Source organism: Peptoniphilus grossensis ph5, from assembly GCF_000311825.1.
Lineage (GTDB): Bacteria > Bacillota > Clostridia > Tissierellales > Peptoniphilaceae > Peptoniphilus_A > Peptoniphilus_A hominis.
Genome location: NZ_HE978566.1, coordinates 106,514 through 124,786, shown reverse-complemented (window position 1 = coordinate 124,786; position 18,273 = coordinate 106,514). Strand labels below are relative to the sequence as shown.

Sequence of the window (18,273 nt, the reverse complement as noted above, 5' to 3'; positions counted from 1 at the left end):
CTATCCAAAGAATAATTTCAATGGATAGTTTTTTATATTGCTAATTTAATTGTTTATCTCTTCATCATTTTTGATTAGCTCAGCTTTTACTAAAAGCCTTTTATCGTTTTTGGGATAGGGGTGACACGCCATTAAAAAGAGTTTGGTCTTTCCTTCTTCTCGTGTAAATTTACTCCAATCCGTAGGTTCAATCACTTCTTTATCTACTACTTTGTAATAGAGTTCTTCTTTCCTAGTAGTAATCTTTAGCTCATCACCTTTTTCCAACTTGTCGATATTTAGAAAGGATTGTGTTTCGTTTATCCCTCCTCTGTGTCCCGCAAGAACAGTTATAGTATTTTCCTCTGAAGTCGGTATATCTGTATCTTCAACAATACCTGAACCTTCTAATAAAGATTGTTCACTTGTATTGTCACTAATAGGGGTAATTACTCCTATCTTATCGATTCTAAGAACGCCTATAGCTGTATCTTTTATAGAGTCTTTTGATGCAACATTTTGTTCTATCTCTTCAGGTTTATTCTCCTGTTCGTGATTTTCAAAAGGAGGTAATTCTTGCTTTATTTGTCTTTCCAGATTAATGGATTCTTCTTTCTTTAATTCTATCCTCTTATGGTTTAGAAATAGAAAAGCAATAGAAAAAACAATGAATATTAACCCGACTGCAAGAAGAAATTTACTTAGATAATCTTTTTTTTGCTTATTTGACATTTTTCTTTCTTCTTGAATTTATTCTCTTTTTTCTTTGAATTCCAGCAAAAGTAGAAAGATTACCAAGTCCCAATAAAATCCAAGCATAGGTTGATGGATTTAATCCGTTTCCTGTTTTAGGTAGAGGCTTACCTGGTAAAGGAGTCTTAGGAGTATTTGGTTTAACTGGTTTTCCAGGATTATTTGGCTTTTCTGGCTCTTTTGGAGTTTCAGGCGTATTTGGTTCTTGTGGGTCATTAGGTTTATTTGGTTCTTCTGGCTTACCTGGCTCTGTTGGTTTTTCTTCTTTATTTACAATTGTAAATCCATCTTTCATATTGCCAAGATAATTGACATCAAACCATCTTCCATCTAGTTTTATTGTATTTCCAACTTCACCAATTTCTTTTATCGTATAGTGGTAGTCATGCTTTGAATTTGCACTTTCCTTAACATCTAAGTTCTTGAATTCTCCACTCCAATTATTATCTTTATTTAACTCAAGAAGTTTTCCTGTAGCTTTTCCATCTCGATATAGTTCAACCATGATTTTGTCTACTGGCTTATTTCCATATAAAGTCCAGTCTTTCTTAACTTTAATCGTTATAGTATCTGGTTCAGATGGTGTTGGTGGTGTTTTAGGCTCTTCTTTATTTATTATTGTAAAGCCATCTTTCATAGACCCACTGTAATTTACTTTGTACCAATTTCCATTCAGCTTAATTGATCCTGTTTCTTCTCCGACTTCTTTTACTGAATATTTATAGGCCTCTTTTGAGTCTAATTTTTCTACTACGTCTAAGTCTTTAAATTCTCCACTCCAATTATTGGCTTTGTTTAGTTCTAGCTTTTTGCCTGTAGATTTTCCGTCTCTATAGAGTTCTACCTCTATTTTTTCTACTGGGGCTGCTGTTTCTTTTCCATCTTTATCTTGCCAAATTTTTTCTACTTTAAGGTCTTCTTTTGATGGAGTAATTGGTGTCCATGGGCTTGAGGTTTCCTCTAACTTGTTTGTTATTTTAAAGCCTTCTTCCATAGATCCTGTGTAGCTTACTCTAAACTTTTTATTTTCTAGTTCATATAGACCTTTTTCTTCTCCTACTTCTTTTACTGTGTATTCGTAGGCTTTTTCGGAGTCTAGTTTTTCTACTACATCTAAGTCTTTAAATTCTCCAGTCCAGTTGTTTTCTGCATTTAGAGTTAATTTTTTATCTGTAGATTTTCCGTCTCTATAGAGTTCTACTTCAATTTTGTCTACTGGAGCTGATATTTCTTTTCCATCTTTGTCTTGCCAAATCTTTTCTACTTTGATGTCTTCTTTTGATGGAGTAATTGGTGTCCATGGTGTAGAGGTTTCTTCTAACTTGTTTGTTATTTTAAAGCCTTCTTCCATAGATCCTGTGTAGCTTACTCTAAACTTTTTATTTTCTAGTTCATATAGACCTTTTTCTTCGCCTACTTCTTTTACTGTGTATTCGTAGGCTTTTTCGGAGTCTAGTTTTTCTACTACATCTAAGTCTTTAAAGACTACAGTCCAATTGTTGCCTTTGTTTAGTTCTAGCTTCTTATCTGTCTTTTCTCCATCTCTGTAGAGTTCTACTTCAATCTTTTCTACTGGTGCATCAATAGTTTTTCCATCTTTTCCTTGCCAGATTTTTTCTACTTTGATGTCTGTCTTTGGTGGGTCTAGTGGAGTTGGTTTAATTGTCTCTTTATTTGTAATTACAGTGCTTTTCTTTGAGCTGTCATTTTCATAGCTAACTTCAAATGTTCTATCAGCAATTTTTACAAGTCCGTCAACTTCACCAACTTCTTTAGCAGTGTATTCATATTCTTTATTGTTAGCAAGATCTAGAGTCTTAAGGCCAATAAATGAATCGCTCCAACCATTATCTTTGTTTAAAGCTAAAGTTTTACCTTCAACTGCTTCACCATCTCTGTATAATTGAACTTGCACCTGATCAATATCATCTAAGTTTTTGCCTGGTAAGTTTTCCCATTTCTTTGAAACTTTTAATTCAGTAGTTTTTATTGATACTTTCGTTGTATTAGCTCTTCTAGCATTTGTGGTTTCATTTCCCAGCTCATCAATTAAAGTAGATTGTAATATCGTCGTATTATAAGCCTTAATAGGATTATTCTTGTTATCTTTATTAGCTACGTAATCTGAGTATTCACTATAATTTTTAGGGATGCCTTCCATCTTTATAGTTAAATACAAAGAGGAGTTTTCTGGCATAATAAAATCATTTCCATCTTTTGTTTTTCTTAGATCTATTGCTATGGCTGTGATTTTATCCGATTCAGGTTTTACATCTGTCCATACATCCTTATTATCTAAATTACCCTGATCTGTTAATGTTCCATCTTCATTATAAATATGGATATTGTCCTTAGTAGAGTAATAATATTTAGGAGCTACATCATATTTCCCACTATTTCCTTCTGTTATTTCCTTAAACTTACCTTGCCAATATGGGTTATTGCCATGGTCATCTTCAAGGACATCATAGAAAATAAGGTTCTTTGTTCTAGTTTTTTCTGGAGTCTTGAGTCTTAATTTATATTCATACTCTTCCCCTTCATTAATTTCTAGCGAACTCTTAAAGACTTCTTTTTGTGTTCCTACAGATTTTACATAGGAAAGTTCTGACGCTTTCGGTAAGTCTATTTTTTGTGTAGTGTCTCTAAAGAACTTATTTTGGATATCTTCCTGTCCTTCATTACTAATATTAGAAAAATCTCCGTACTTTTCTTTTAATCTTTCAGGGAATTTTTCACTGCTTACATCAGCGTTCCCATTTTTAATACCACTAGTTGAATTAGGGCTAAAAGCTACCTTGTTGTCTAATTTAGAATCTAATTCTTCAATTTGATCGAAAGTTACAATAAGCCTATACCTGACTATTATTGAAACTATATCTTTCACAGCTTCTTGTGCGCCAGAGGTGTTAACAGATATTTTCATCATCGTCTGCCCAGTACCCTTCCAGTTATCTATGAACTCAGTGGTATAGCTAAAGTCTTTCAAAACGTTTCCTTTAACATCCCCGTTATAATAACTTGGTCCCACATGAAAATTAAGCCATTTTGCAATTGATCCTAATCTAATATCCTTTACATTCTTTTCTGTTATTCCTTTTGGAAGCAGGTCATAAAAGACAGATTCATTGAGTATTTTCCAATCAGCTGAAGTTGCTTTACCTGTCTGTTCTCTTAATTCAAAACCAATAGAATAGTCAATCTCTGCAGTTTTGTTGATTTGATCAAGCTCTCCAACAAGTTCTGATTGTTTACCCATATTCCCCTCAAATTTTGGTCCTTGAATATACAGGTTTGTCTTGTCTTTTGCATTAAGTTTCCTACTTCCATCTAATTTGCTTATTGAAGATGATGCCTCATTAGTGATTTTTACAGACCCATCAGCATCTAATAATTGTTTTATCCTATCAGAAGCTATTATTTTTGCACCTATATCAATACCTCCTGACATAAATGTGCCTCTGGTAAGGGTGAGTTCAACTTTAACAGAAACTGGCTTGCCATCCATACTAATTGGTTTATCATCACCATCAAATTGTAGCCAGCTATCTTTTGAGCTTAATTTCAAATCTTTAAATTTTATCCATTCTCCTGCAGGATCATTTTTATAGAAAACCTCAGCTGTTCCAATATCACTTACTGTTCCCAATTCTTCTTCTTTATCACCATCGGGAGTTTCAACAATTTCCTCTAAATACATACTCGGTTTTATTGATGTAAAATAATACTCATCCAGAGGGGTTAATTTTTCTGAATCATTTATAGATAGTGGCCCTTCGTCTATAAATTCAATTTTAGCCCCTATTCCTTTTTCTCTATCAAAACTCTTATACCTAGCTGAAAGATCAAAAGTTACATCTACAAAACCATCCTCTAAAAAGATACCCTTATTATAAGCTGCATTTTTTGCTGTTTTAGAAAAGTCATCAATATCATGCTTATCTTCCATTCTTTTTGGTGGTTCATATTTGTATTGATGAGAAACTGTTATCTCATCATGAGAGTTGTGTTCATAGTTTGTATCAACACCTTCAATAGATACTTTATCTACATTTTTTATTGTTAGGTCAGGATTATCCTTTAATGAATCCTTCCTGTGTCTGCAGAGTATATAAAATAGCTTTTTCTCCTCTGGATAATAGGAGGAAGTACCTATTACAATTTTACCATCTTTTGCTTGACCAACTATTTTGTACTTGTCACCATATTTGTCCAGTCGTGCTATAGCTTCTCCTGGTGTCACTTGTGGGTCAATAATTGTATTTACGGGTTGTAGATTATTTTCAAACTCAAAATTTATCTTCCATATTGTATAAAAATAATCTTCGGAGTCTTTTGGCTTTTCTCCCCAATTTTCATCCCACACTTCTCTTTTTTCTTGAACCCATTTAGAATTCCTTCCATTTTTCTTAATGTTGGTTTCAGTGTGATTTTTTAATTTTAGTGTATTTGATTTTATTGCTTGGCCATTATTTTCTAAAGTAAAACTTGCTTGTATATCTTTTTCTAAACCACTTTCAACTCTATATGGATAATGTTTATAATTTAATACTGCATTCATACTATATTTTCCAGATATAGTCTCATAATTAGTCAAAACTAGGTCATTACCCTCGATACTATAAGAAAAAGAAGTTCTACCTCCTGTTTGCCCTTTTTTTACAAAAGGAATTGTATCCTTATCTAATTCGGCAGCTTTACTACCTCCTCTCTCATCAAGTAGAAAGTTTGGAATCCTAATCTTTACTTCACCTGGGGCTAAGCCCTCACCATCTTTGACACTGATTGAGAAGTCAATATCCAAGGTAATTTTTTCAGAGCTTTTCCCACCAACAGTTAAAGTATCCTTTTCTATGCTTCCATCTCCGCTAGAATTCCATTTCAAATTCAAACTATAATCTGCTACTCTTTCTGACGGTGCATTTAATTTATTAATGTCTGTTGATGATTTATTTTGTAATTCTTCCCTGACCTCTTGGCCCTCTACATTTGAATTATCTAAACCTTGATTTTCTTCATTGACCTTGTCATTTTTTAATTGATTCGTTTTCTCAAGATTTTCATTATTTTCAGTATTTATCGTTTTTTCAATTGATGCTTCATCTTTTTTAATTTTTGATTCTTTTTCTTCAGGAGGATTGCTTATACTTAGTAGGCTTCCTTCGATGCCAATACTACCTTTTACATCTGTTTTATCCTCTACAAGGCTTGTAAATACTACCTTTAGAGTACCCCCCCCCCCCCCCCGATTCAGAATTAGGGTTATTTACTTGTGCTTTTGCAACTTGCACTCCGTCAAGAGTATGTACTACAAAGTTGCTTTTTGATGCCTTAAAACCTTTAGGAAGACTGACATTAAAATAGTCTCCTTTTTTAATATCTGCTCCATATTCACTGGCATCCCAGTCTATTTCTAGTCTGCAGTCCTTGTCTTCCTCAATTTTCTCATTAAGATCAATGGTATTACCTTTTAGATCTTTGACTTCTATCCTACTAATTCTTGTTTTTGACAAATGATTTGCACCTTGCGCAAATGCTTCACCAGTTGGTACAATTGTACTTAACAGCATTAAACAAGCTAAAAAAAATGCTGTTATTTTTTTACATTTTAACATTATTTCCTCCTTTTCTTTCTTTTTTTCAGAAACATCCCATATATAATGAAATTTATTCCGATGAAAAAGAATCTATACACATAAATATTACCACTTTTCAAGGTTTTTTGCCACTTTTTATGCATTTTCACATCAGTTTCACAAGACACTATTTTTAGTTTACATATTAGAAGAGTTGGCTATAATTTTTTTGTGATGTCTTAGACCATAAGTTAGATTGACTAAAATCGAGTAGGGGCTAATTTATAGCCCCTCTCACACCACCCGTACGTACTGTTCGGCATACGGCGATTCAAGATTTTCTTGTATCATATTATTTATTACTTATGTATCTATTTAACTTTATTCTTTTTGTATCTGAACCTTAAGAGATGAATACGTCCTTCCTTGTCTTCCATCAAGTCATAGTGTATCCTTTTCAAATATTACAATAAATATCGTTCCTCCCTTCGCTCCATTTCCATTACAGAAACTTCTTCGCTACTATGGATTCTGCTGACTTCTCACTATTCGTTGTTACTACTATTTCGCTATTGCTTTCTCTCTCCTAGATGTCACCATCTAAAACTTGCAAGTCGCTATTAGATTCGTTGGTGACTACGCTCTGTAAGGATTTTTACCCCAGCATTAAAACATGCCCTTCATAACAAAAAAATAAAGGCAGTCCGAATACTGCCAATATTTACCTCTCTGCACCTTTGCTATGGTTTTTCTTAGTTGACTTAGTTTTGTCATCTGTCTTAAAGCTTTTTATTTGACCAGTCTCTTGATCAATGTTGTCTTCAGCTTCATCAAAGCCTAATACCAATTTCGGATAATCCCTAGCTTGATCTTCTATCCTTAAAGTCATTCACTATTCCTCTTCACTAAAATTGTCTTCAAAACTAATAATATCATTAGGAGTGCAAGATAGAGCCTTACATATTCTTTCTAAATTTTTAAATGTAATTGGTTTATCCTTGCCCATTTGTGCCATAACATTTGTTGTAAGTCCTGCCATATCTATTACATCTGTTTTCTTTAATCCTTTTTTTGCTAACTGTATCCATAATGGTTTATAGTTAAGTGCCATAATATCCCTCTTTTTCTGTTCATTAGATTTATTTAATTATAGTATGAATATTGATTTCATTCAATCTTACATTGATTTAGTGATTTGTTTTAGAGAATTTGCGTCTTCTTTTTTCGAATTTATCTATTAAAGTCATAAATAAAACATCATAAACTATAAATAGTATAACTCCTATTATTACTCCAATTGGATTTGGAAGTCCAAAATAACTGGCAGTTATAGCAATCGCAAAAATACATGTAATAACTATAATTTGAATTATTAGATACACTATTTTACCCATTAGACTGCCTTAACATCATCAAAAGAAGAAACGAAATAAAAAAAATAAGTGCTATTATATAATCTCTTATTCTAAAAAAGAAGTACAATGATGACAAAAACGTCGTAAATATAGCTATTATCAATAGCATATTTCTGAACTTTTCTAATCTACTTTTACGCATCATAAAGCCTCCAAACTCTCTGACAATTATCTATTGCATGGTTTAATGCAGTAACTTCAACAATGACTGCACCTTCCGCGGTAGCAGCTTCACCCGCTCTTTATTAGATTAATTTAATTATAGCATAAATATTGATTTCATTCAATCTTACATTGATTTAGTGATTTGTTTTAGAGAATTTGTTGTGTTATTCCGTCCTTATTTTGCCATAAATTGCTTAATACCTTGAGATTTAGCACCAGGGTTATCATTACCATAACCTTCCATTAAGTTAATAACTCCCCATGCTCCTAAACCTGCACCAATTGCAGTTACAAGTGTCTTTAAAACTCCAACTCCAGCTGTAAAAAATTCCATATTATTCCTCCTCATTTTCTTTCTTATTTTCTATTTTGTTTAGTGATTTAACTATAAAATTCTTGTAGACCTTATCTCCTTTTTTATTTTCTTTGAAATATCCAAAGACATGGATTAGATCTCCTTTTTCAAAATCTTTTACAATTTCTACCTTTTCTCCATATACTGAGCAATTTGTATATTCTTTGCCCTTTCCATATTTTTTAACAAGAGCAAAATTTGCTACTTGAACACTTTCTCCATCTTTTTCAAATTCTGAAAATTCAGCTTCCTTAACTAAATTTGCATTAATATTTATCATTTCTCTGTCCATTAATTTCTTCTCCTTAATCTATAAATTTCAATTAAAAAAGCGACTGAACTTATATTTCAATCGCTAAATGTCTAATATCTTAAATTGTTTAAGTGGGACTTCTTATCCTTACCATTTTTACCTCCAAATTTTGAGTATAAAAAAAGACGATAGAGTTTTTAATTTCTATCGCCTATTAATGCCTTGTTTCTAGTCTTCTAAAATCGATACTTCAAGGTCTATCGCTTTAAATGTAACAGTTATTCCTACTTCGTCCTTTACTGTTTTTTCAAATATCTCAGCTATATCATATGGGGACATATCATATATATTTTCATACCATTCATTGCTTTCATCGTACATTGTCTCACATATTGCTTCAATATAATTTTTCTTATCCATTGTGAGTTCTGTATCAATTTCCATAATAAACTGCTCACCATTTATATTTAATATAATTAAAGATGATTTTCTATTTTCATACATTTTGCTTTCTCCATAAACTCAAATTTTTAGCCTATTTATTTTATAATTTGATTTTAACTTTACCTTATCTCTATTTGTTAGATACTCTTCCACATCAAACAAGTTTTTCTTATCATAATCTTCCAACAACTTGTAATTCTTATGCTTTGTAATATCAAATTTATCTGACAAGAAAGGTCTTACTCCTCTTAGTTGGTATATGCACTTTCCACCATCCATTACAGTTATTTCATCTTGGCTCATAAGTTCCTTGCCAGTTTTTTGGTAATTTAGTCCAAAAGATTTTTGATTTGATCTTGTTTCTGATGTGTTATATAGGTCTATGGTTTCTTTTCCTAAGGTTTCTGATAATTCTTTTACTGTTGTTTTTTCTTTTCCTCCTAGAAAAAGTGTAGAGTCGCAGTTACCAACTATTGTATCTGCATGGTCTTTATAGATTGCTTTTAATTGAGATTGTGCTTGTAATATTATGCTTGCTGATATTTCTCTTGAACGAATTGTCGCTATTAGTTTCTCAAATTTTGGAATTAAGCCTATATTTGCAAACTCATCAAGTAGACACCTAACATGAACTGGAAGTCTTCCACCATATACATCATCTGCCTTATCACATAGTAGATTAAATAATTGAGAATACATTATTGAAACTACAAAATTAAATGTATCATCTGTATCTGATATTATTACGAACAAGGCAGTTTTCCTATCTCCAATTTTATCGAGTTCTAATTCGTCTTCGCTCATTAGTTCTCTAAGCTCTCTTATATCAAAAGGTGCAAGCCTTGCTCCACAAGATATTAGAATTGACTTGGCAGTTTTTCCTGTAACAACTTGTCAAGGACTTTCTAATCATTTTTATCGACTTTTTGATGTTTTTCTCTCTCCATTTCCCTAAGCATTATCCTTTTCAATTTATCTTGCATGGTTTCAGTCGCATTTTCATTAAAATGGACTACAACCTCGTAAGTTGCCCTTCCTATCTTCTTTATGGTCTTTGTTCCAGTATTTTGTTCATTTCTGTTTTCGTGCATATTATTTTCCTCCTATTAGTTGCAATTAAAAAAGACGATAGAATTTTATTTCTACCGCCTTTCGCAAGTCTTATAGCTATTCATTGAATAACGCTTTACCATTTACATATTAAATTTTCAAATCCTTATTGTTCAGCATTCCGCCAAACATCATATGATACATATCCTTGGAAGATTCCTCTATCTTTGTAATACTTGATATTTTATTTCCTGCATCTTTTGATGAAGCTCCGCAAAGATAAAAGGCTTCACTGTCTGTTCCATAGTCAATGGCAATATATCTATCGTGATACTTTTTACCTGCAATTTTCATCTTCAGATTGATATTAGGGTAATCTTTTCTAAAATCGTTTAGGATATTTTTTGTCAGCATATCCTTGTTCTTCACATTGTCGCTAAAGACTATAATTTCAACATTGTCTTTTGCAGCCCTTAATAATTCTAAGGTTTTCAAGCCTATATAGTTGTCTATCACATAAATGCTTTTCTTTGCAGACTTATATATTTTGGTATAGGCAACATCTGCTTCAATCTTATCTCCGTTCATTAAAAGGAAATGCTTGTATGTGTCCGGATCTATAAAATTATCCATAACCTTTTTCAAATCTTCTTTTGTAGCCATTTGCGACTTTATTTCAGCTATATCCTTTGTATTTTGATTTGTCTGTACTGCTATTTGAACTAATTCTTTTGAACCGATAAAATCTTGGTTTTCAATGATAAAATCTTTCATTTGCTTAAATGTTCTAACTAAAGCTCTGCTTTGCTTAACAGCAAGTTCACCTCTTAATACAGTCATCAGCATATAAATACCTTGTTCTGTAAAGGCATAAGGATTGTATTTAATATTACTTCCTCTACCAGTCCCTCTGTTCAAGGTGAAATTTTTGCACCTTGAAAGTTCTACCATTTCTTCGTCCGTTAATTGGAACATGAAGTCTTCACCTTCAAATTTTTCTGCGTTGTTTTTCACCTGTCTATTAAAGTTTTTTGTTTCATAACCATATATTTCAGCTAAATCTGCATCAAGCATTACTTTTTGCCCACGAATAAGATATATTTTTTCTTGTATAGTTTTATCATCTACAATAACTATCTCTTTATTTTCTTCTGCCATGAAATGCACCTCCAACATTATCTAAATTCTTTTCCAATTCGCCACGCACTGCGTAGCTTTTTGAATAAGTCTTATATTCTTTTATATTTTTCTACTCCGCCTTCAGCTTTTCCGATGTGTTCCACATTTTTTACAAGTCCCTTATTTACATTTTCATAAAACCATCTGCCAATCAATGCCGGAGGTGTTGCGATTAACTCTCTCAAAACAAATTCTTTGTCCTTTGGTAAAGAGCTAATTTTGTTTAATAAGGTAGTATATAGGTCAGCATAGCTTGTATTTTCTTGTAAACTACTACACTTACAATATTCAGTAACGCTTGGGAAACCTCCCTCTATTGCTTTTTTAGTTAAAATTTCAAGTTCTTCATCGGTTACAGTAAATTGAATTCGCATTTATATATCCTCTCCTTATAACTGAGTTTATTACCATATCACTATCATTTTATCATAAATACGATATTTTTTCCATACTGCAATTTTAAGCCATATTTTACACTTAGCTATAGTCTGATACCTATTTTATCATTAACGCTCTAAAAACACCTTCCCACCGTCTTGTACGAGGTCTACAAGTGTTCCCCCTTGTCATAATCTTCAAGGGTATATATTTTTGATTTATGGCTTTCTTTTAATTTAACTTTATCTTGCTCATACCAATGAACTAAGGTCGCATAATGATCTTTATAGTTTCTTCCCGTGCTTTGCATATAGGTTGACAGCTTCTCTATCATTTCTTCCCTATGACCTTGCATTTTATCCTTTAACTTCCCATATTCTTCATCGGTTAAGGAAACATTTTTATATTCTCCATAAAGGTTGGGGGATATTTTTTCTATCTCCCCCTCTTTTTCTAACTCTATATCTATCTCTTTATCTATCTCTATATCTCCGTTGCAGTTTTGTTGCAAAAGGTTGCAAGGTGTTGCACCAGTGTTGCATTGCAACGCTTTTTGTCCTCTCGATTTTCTTGAACGCCTTGTAGAAGCTGTTTCTGAACCTATAAGACTTGGGATTTCTGTTAAAAAATACTCGTCATTTTCTGTGATTATCTCCATCAAGCCTTGTGCTATAATATAATTTACTGTAACCATTACATCATCTTCCGTTTCATCAATCGTTAAGGCAATCTCTTTGATAAAGTCTGTTTCTACTCCATCATAATACAGCTTCCCACTATCTTTTAAGCTAAGTAAAAGCAATTTAAGATAGATGATTGTATAGGTATCTCCTCCTGATATTTTTCTTAGCCTTTTGATTCTCTTATCTGTAAAAAAATCTTCTTTCAATTTTAACCAATAGTATCTTCTGTTGTCTGCCATTTTTATCTTTCCTCCCCTTTATTTTTATAATTTTCTTTAGCCTTTTCCTTGGCTTTTTGTTTGTACTGCCCCTTTATTTCCTCTTGCTCTTGGAATTTTTTCAGTTGTGCAATCACACTTGGTTTATCTCCTCTCTTAATTGCCTTGTCTATCTCTATGCTTAGGTCTATTCCATACTCTTCATTGACAATCTTTACTGCATATTTGATATGGTCTATCTGCTTAAATTCGTCTTGAACTTTAGCTTTATCTTTGGTTAGCTCTTGTATCTGATTTTCAAGGCTTGATATTTCTTTCTGCCAATCACTCGACTTTATAGCTGATGTCCCGGTAAATTTTTCTATGATCTTTCTTGCTCTTTGGTATCTGTCTATTTCTTTTTTATGGGAATTGTAAAAACTGTCTTTGAATAGTGTCTTGCTTTTGTATTCCTGATAGACTTCTTTGTTTTCTCTGATAGCGTCTATGCAGCTTACACATTGATTTAGGTCTTTTATTCTTTGTGTTTTATCTTGAATATCACCACTTATCTTTTTACTTTGCTTTGCCAGTTCAAAGACTTTTCCTTGTAGGTCTGCTATGGTTTGAAGATGATTATCTTTCAAATAGTAGATTGCTTTTACAAATCTCTTTAGGTCTGCATTTCCCTTTTTTATCTGTCCGTAGTAGGATAAATTTTTTGTTTTTTCTCCCTGTATCTCGTTGTAGATAGAAATATACTCATAGAGGTTAAAGAGTTCCGCTTTGTTCTCCAGTTCATCTTTCTTGGTCTGTTTATACTCATCGTATTTTGCTTGCAGATTTCCAAGTAAAGAGTCTATCCAAGAGGTGATTTCTTTTATCTTGTTCTTGATGGCTTTTACTAAAGAGTTATGCTTTTTGATTTCTCTATTGATATTTCCTTTGTCGGTTTCGATTCCTTTTTTCTCTAAGGCACTGGCACTTGCTCCCATGTGAATGGTTGGGATTTCTTCTATCCCTTGTCTTTTGTAGGAACGATGATCTACTCTCTTTTCCTGATGATTTTTTTCTAAATACTGATTACAAAGGCTTGCAAAATTCTTTCTCCATTTCTCTGCGTTGCCTTTATCGTTCCAGTCTGTCAGCTCTACTTTTCTTGTTTTGTAATTACCACTTTTTAGTTTTATCTTTTCTCCCTTTTCATCAAGAACATATTCTTTTTTGCTTTTTGCCAGCCACTCTCCTTTTTTATTAATCGGTCTAAGAGTAGTCATAATATGTGCATGGATATTGTTATTTTCTTCATCACTTTCATCATGAATTGCAAGGTCTGCTATCATTCCTTTTGATACAAAATGTTCTTGTATGAAGTCGGTAATGAGTTTCTTGTTTTCTTCAAAGGATAATTCTTTTGGTAGAGCAATGATAAAATTTCTTGCAAGCTGTGCATTGCTTGCTTTCTCATTTAGTTCAACGCTGTTCCATAATGTAGTTCTATCTTTTAATGCTATGGGAACATTCTCCGGCAAGAAGATTTCTGAATGTAAAAGTCCCTTTTTATTATGGTAATCGTGAACTTCTCCGTCCCATTCATTTTTGATTTTCTCACAAGAGATATATGCTGCACTTGCAACTGCCGATTTACTTTTTCCTCTGCTTATCATAGAAATATTAAAGTGAAATGTTTCTGCCACTTTTAAGCTCCTTTCATTTTTTGTTTGTTTTCAGGTAAAGGAAAAAGCAGACAGGTTATTTTTTGTATCTTTTCCTATCTACTTTATCCGTATGTTTTTATTAAGTTTTGGATTTTTAAAGACTTGCTAAAATCCCTTAGTTTTTCTAAGGGCGCAATTATACACCCTAAAGGGTGCTTTGCGTTCTGCGAAGCTTTTTGCCCTTGCAGGGAGCTTCTGAAAAAACTATGGTTTTTTATTTTATCTACTCTATCTCTGTTTCATCTTCCATATCTTTCCCATTTATCATTTCTTCATAGGCTTGTCTGTATTCTTTTGTGTGAGTAGCAACTTTAAGTAATTCTTCTATCTCATCGTTAGTAAACATGATAGGATTTTTAATGACTCTTTCTACTATCAAGCCTCTTTGTATGAGCCTATGATTTCTTCTTTTTCGTTCCTTTTCGTTTGCAAGTTTTTCTAATTTCTTGCCTTGATTTTGTAATTGTTTCAGCTTCACATCGCACTTTTCTCTTTCTTGCTGAAGTTCAGAAATTTGTTCCTGTACTTCCTGTAATGTGTTTTCTTTCTTCATTTTTCATTCCTCCGTTTTGGTATCTGCTTGTTTCCATAAAGAAAGGTTAAGCACCTTTTTTTGACACTTAACCTTTCCAAGTTTTTAGATTTTATCTTCTAAAATCTTTCTCAGTTTTTCTAAAATCCTATCCCTCCTCCCACTGATTGCTTGATGTGTAACTATCTCTCTTCTGCTGATTGACCTTAGACTTTCTTCTTTGTAGAAGATGGCTTCCATCAACTCTCGTTCTTCTTTTGAAAGAGTATTTAATGCTCTATGAAGTTCTTCAATTCGCATTTTTACTTCTACAATTTTTTCTAAGTCTATCTTTTCATCTATGATGTTATCTACACAGTGTCCATCATGATCCAGTGCCGAAAATGGTATTACATTATGCTTCCAATCTTTTCTTTGGAGATACTTTTCATGCTCTGTTATCTTCCAATAGGCTTTGTAGACTTCTTCACTTACAGGTACGGCTTTGCCTTTTACATAAAGGTAATATTCTTTCTTTGCCACTTAGTCATCCTCCTTTTTAAGTTCTCTGTTTTGGTTTTGAGAATAAAAAAGGAGGACTTCTACACTTTGACGTAAAAAGTCCTCTCGGCTTAAAAACTAATGTTTTATATAATTTTCTATTTTGTTGTTTCTGGTAAAGTATTATTGCTATGTGTAAGCAATTCCAAGAATAAAAAAGGATAATTATATCGTTCTGTGAAAACCGAAACTATAAGTTTTGACATAATTATCCCTCCATTATTTTCCCTCCTAAGTAAATTTATTATTAAATCACTCCTGCTTTTTCAAAATGCTTTTTGAGTATCTTTGTTGCAACGAATGCTCCTATGCAAGCAAGAACAAAAGTTATCAAGCCAAATCCTACTGCCCACGAAACTTTGAAATAAGATAATGCTTCATTTATTTGTGCTTCGCTCATTTTCCATTTTGATGCTCTTTCCACAAAAGAAGCTGTCCCGAATAAAATCACAGGAATTACTGTTCCTAAAAAATCTGCTAATGCAAATATCCCATATCCAATAATCATTCGTCCCTTGCTCTCATAATTTCCTATAATCAAATCACATATAATTCCACCGATTACAGCAAAGACTGCATGAGGCAAATGTCCTCCTGACAATGCAATTAAACCAAGAAGCGTTCCTGATATTGTAAATACGCCCTTCTTTTTAACTTTCAAAGCCATAAGTATATAAACGGTAGCAGCTACCATAAAGCTAACTCCTGAAGCAATAAATCCTCCAATCACTGTTGTTGCCATAGCAAATGCAACCACCATGTATATGACAATTCCAATTGCATTAAAGATTCCGATTGTAATAAAATCACGACCATTTAATTTGTTTTTCATAAAAGTCCTCCTAATAAATTTTCTGTATTACTATCACAAGAGCAATCATCAAAGCTCCTAATAGTCCAATCAACAAATCCGCCCATCTAAACCTCAATTTTGTCAATGTAACCCTGTTCTCATCACTATCAAGTCCTCTAATGAGTGCTGAAGCTGACAGTTCATCTGAAATCTTAATCATCCTCATTAAAAGTGGAACAAGCGTATATTCAATATATTTAAATGGATGTAGCAACGGGAAAAATCTACTTGTTACGATTCCTCGAATCTTCATATTCTCTTTTAATGCCTTGAGTTCTATTCTTATAGTTGGTACAAACCTAAGCAAAACACTAAAAGGTATACCAATGCTTCTTGGTACTTTCATTCTATTTAATGCTTCAAGCATTTCACTTACACTTGTAGTCTTTGTTATATATCCACCAAACATAGCAATTAAGGTCATCCTTGATGCAAAGTAAATAAACATATATATTGCAAATACGATACTTGCTTCACGAAACTTTCCAAGCCCTAACTCTATGCAGTATAAAAGCACAAAAAACAAAATAAAGCGTAATGCTCTTTTCCACATACTACTGTATACATACAGAAAAAAGGCAAAGACAATCAGTCCGAAAAGTAGGATTGTATCGCTTATAAAAAAGCTGGTAAAGGAGGCAATTGGAAGTAGAATAAGTTTTATTCTCGGATCGACTGTTTTTCTATCTATCAAGTTCTCTACCTCCTCTCATCTTGTCTAATATGAGAAATTTGTTACTTTCACTCATATCTAAAACAGTTTCTATTTTTCCATCTCCCATTACCCACAGATCGCTTACTGTGTTTGCTAAAAACTCAAAATCATGACTTATTACCAAGACTGTTGTCCCATTTTTTAATTGTTCTTCAATCAATTTTGCCACCGAAAGCATTGAGTCTTTATCACAACCTGATGTTGGTTCATCATAGATGAAAATCTTTGCCTGTTTCATCATTCCACAAGCTATTGTCAATCTTTGTTTTTCTCCTCTTGATAAAGCAAACGGATGCTTATCAATGTATTTGTCTAAGCCAAGTACACTCAAAATAGACTTTGCCTTTTGAGTATTTTCTTTTTTATCTTTACTTGAAATACCAAGTAGCATTTCATCAAGTACACTTTCCGAAAACAACTGATAGTCTGAATCTTGAAAAACAAAATATGACATATCCATTAAATCTTTATGATTAATCGACTTATCTTTCCTCGCCCATATTTTTCCCTCTTCTATCTTCTCAAGTCCTGAAAGTACTCTTGCAAAGGTAGTTTTTCCGGTGCCATTTAAGCCGATAAGACCAATGGCTTTTCCGTACTCCATATTGAAATCAAGATGATTTAAAATGTAGTGTTTTTTCTTCTTTCCATCCTTAGCTACATTCGGATAGCAAAATTTCAAGCCTTTACCGTTGATACTTTCATCATTTAATTGATATAAATCTTTCTTCTCACTTATCCTGTATTCTTCTAATTCAAGAGTTCTTAGTCCATTTTCATCCCAAAACTCCCCTTCAAGACGGATAACTTCTTCCTGACTCAAGTCCTGTGCAATCTCTCCATCTTTCACCAAAAGAAAACGGTCAAATAAAGATTTTACATAGTACAAACGATGCTCAATTAGAACAACTGTTGTTCCTTTTTTCTTTAATTTCTCCAAAATTAAAAACAGGTCAAATGTTGCTTTCATATCCAAATTTGCTGAAGGTTCATCTAAAATTAAAACTTTCGGATTCATCGCATAGATGCTTGCAATAGCTATCTTTTGTTTCTGTCCGCTCGATAATTCAAAAACAGATTTTCCTTTCAGTTCCTCAATATCCAATTCTTCATATACTTCTTCTACTCTCTGTTTGATTTCCTCTCTTGATTTACAAATCGTTTGAAGACCAAAAGCTATTTCTTCATCTGTAGTTGTCGTAAAAAACTGACTTCTTGGATCTTGAAAAACAGTCCCTACAATATGCCCTATTTCATGAAGTAATAATTTGCTTATATCTTTTCCGGACACAAAGGCTTCTCCTTTCATTTTGCCTTTGTAATAATGTGGTATAAGACCATTCATTACACTTCCAAGAGTGCTTTTACCACTTCCACTTTTCCCTGAAATTAAAACAAATTCACCTTTTTTAATTTCAAGATTGATATTTTTTAAAGCAGTTCGCCCATCTTCCCATTCATAAGAAACATCTTTTAACAAAATCATGA

General features: G+C 32.8%; 18 protein-coding genes and 1 pseudogene. All 19 read right to left on the bottom strand.

What is annotated here, in order from left to right:
• Positions 1-45 precede the first annotated feature (45 nt).
• The 19 genes and pseudogenes from HGPG_RS00590 to HGPG_RS00500 all read right to left on the bottom strand — a co-directional run bounded on the left by HGPG_RS00590 (position 46) and on the right by HGPG_RS00500 (position 18,271).
• Positions 46-711, bottom strand: coding sequence for a class C sortase (locus HGPG_RS00590; RefSeq protein ID WP_019124116.1), 666 nt, complete (start codon positions 709-711; stop codon positions 46-48).
• Positions 701-5,623 carry a Cna B-type domain-containing protein gene (locus tag HGPG_RS10030; protein WP_019124115.1) on the bottom strand — a complete coding sequence of 1,641 codons (4,923 nt, stop codon included), beginning with the start codon at positions 5,621-5,623 and terminating at the stop codon, positions 701-703. Before HGPG_RS10030 ends, HGPG_RS00590 begins: the two co-directional genes overlap by 11 nt.
• Before the next feature lie 301 nt (positions 5,624-5,924).
• The gene (locus HGPG_RS00580; RefSeq protein ID WP_036731104.1) at positions 5,925-6,347 is read right to left on the bottom strand and encodes an Ig-like domain-containing protein; all 423 of its coding nucleotides are present in this window, start codon (positions 6,345-6,347) and stop codon (positions 5,925-5,927) included.
• 682 nt (positions 6,348-7,029) lie between these two features.
• On the bottom strand, positions 7,030-7,197 hold the full coding sequence (locus tag HGPG_RS10170; RefSeq protein ID WP_019124114.1) for a hypothetical protein: 168 nt from the start codon (positions 7,195-7,197) through the stop codon (positions 7,030-7,032).
• Between the two features lie 3 nt (positions 7,198-7,200).
• On the bottom strand, positions 7,201-7,419 hold the full coding sequence (locus HGPG_RS00575) for a helix-turn-helix domain-containing protein (RefSeq protein WP_019124113.1): 219 nt from the start codon (positions 7,417-7,419) through the stop codon (positions 7,201-7,203).
• A 644-nt stretch (positions 7,420-8,063) separates the two neighbouring features.
• Positions 8,064-8,222: a Maff2 family mobile element protein gene (locus HGPG_RS00565; RefSeq protein WP_004825242.1), complete on the bottom strand. Its 159-nt coding sequence runs from the start codon at positions 8,220-8,222 to the stop codon at positions 8,064-8,066.
• 1 nt (position 8,223) lies between these two features.
• Complete coding sequence (locus HGPG_RS00560; protein ID WP_019124110.1) at positions 8,224-8,535, bottom strand: single-stranded DNA-binding protein; 312 nt, start codon at positions 8,533-8,535, stop codon at positions 8,224-8,226.
• 189 nt (positions 8,536-8,724) lie between these two features.
• Complete coding sequence (locus HGPG_RS00555) at positions 8,725-9,000, bottom strand: hypothetical protein (RefSeq protein ID WP_019124109.1); 276 nt, start codon at positions 8,998-9,000, stop codon at positions 8,725-8,727.
• 18 nt (positions 9,001-9,018) lie between these two features.
• Positions 9,019-9,834, bottom strand: a pseudogene (locus HGPG_RS00550) (VirD4-like conjugal transfer protein, CD1115 family); the annotation flags it as partial.
• An 11-nt stretch (positions 9,835-9,845) separates the two neighbouring features.
• Positions 9,846-10,031 carry a transposon-encoded TnpW family protein gene (locus HGPG_RS00545; RefSeq protein ID WP_000545053.1) on the bottom strand — a complete coding sequence of 62 codons (186 nt, stop codon included), beginning with the start codon at positions 10,029-10,031 and terminating at the stop codon, positions 9,846-9,848.
• A 109-nt stretch (positions 10,032-10,140) separates the two neighbouring features.
• A complete protein-coding gene (locus HGPG_RS00540) occupies positions 10,141-11,148 on the bottom strand; it encodes an ORF6N domain-containing protein (RefSeq protein WP_019124107.1) in 1,008 nt (335 codons plus the stop codon).
• Between the two features lie 71 nt (positions 11,149-11,219).
• The gene (locus tag HGPG_RS00535; protein WP_001222544.1) at positions 11,220-11,543 is read right to left on the bottom strand and encodes a hypothetical protein; all 324 of its coding nucleotides are present in this window, start codon (positions 11,541-11,543) and stop codon (positions 11,220-11,222) included.
• A gap of 173 nt (positions 11,544-11,716) precedes the next feature.
• Positions 11,717-12,469, bottom strand: a complete 753-nt coding sequence (locus tag HGPG_RS00530; protein WP_019124106.1) for a putative phage replisome organizer — start codon at positions 12,467-12,469, stop codon at positions 11,717-11,719.
• 2 nt (positions 12,470-12,471) lie between these two features.
• The gene (gene mobQ / locus HGPG_RS00525) at positions 12,472-14,124 is read right to left on the bottom strand and encodes a MobQ family relaxase (RefSeq protein ID WP_000852173.1); all 1,653 of its coding nucleotides are present in this window, start codon (positions 14,122-14,124) and stop codon (positions 12,472-12,474) included.
• A 244-nt stretch (positions 14,125-14,368) separates the two neighbouring features.
• Positions 14,369-14,698: a DUF3847 domain-containing protein gene (locus HGPG_RS00520; protein ID WP_000712033.1), complete on the bottom strand. Its 330-nt coding sequence runs from the start codon at positions 14,696-14,698 to the stop codon at positions 14,369-14,371.
• An 84-nt stretch (positions 14,699-14,782) separates the two neighbouring features.
• Positions 14,783-15,199, bottom strand: coding sequence for a sigma-70 RNA polymerase sigma factor region 4 domain-containing protein (locus HGPG_RS00515; protein WP_019124105.1), 417 nt, complete (start codon positions 15,197-15,199; stop codon positions 14,783-14,785).
• Between the two features lie 265 nt (positions 15,200-15,464).
• Complete coding sequence (locus tag HGPG_RS00510) at positions 15,465-16,049, bottom strand: MptD family putative ECF transporter S component (RefSeq protein ID WP_000791750.1); 585 nt, start codon at positions 16,047-16,049, stop codon at positions 15,465-15,467.
• Positions 16,050-16,059: 10 nt separating this feature from the next.
• On the bottom strand, positions 16,060-16,764 hold the full coding sequence (locus tag HGPG_RS00505; RefSeq protein WP_000567178.1) for an energy-coupling factor transporter transmembrane component T: 705 nt from the start codon (positions 16,762-16,764) through the stop codon (positions 16,060-16,062).
• Complete coding sequence (locus tag HGPG_RS00500; RefSeq protein ID WP_019124104.1) at positions 16,754-18,271, bottom strand: ABC transporter ATP-binding protein; 1,518 nt, start codon at positions 18,269-18,271, stop codon at positions 16,754-16,756. Before HGPG_RS00500 ends, HGPG_RS00505 begins: the two co-directional genes overlap by 11 nt.
• Positions 18,272-18,273: the final 2 nt, after the last annotated feature.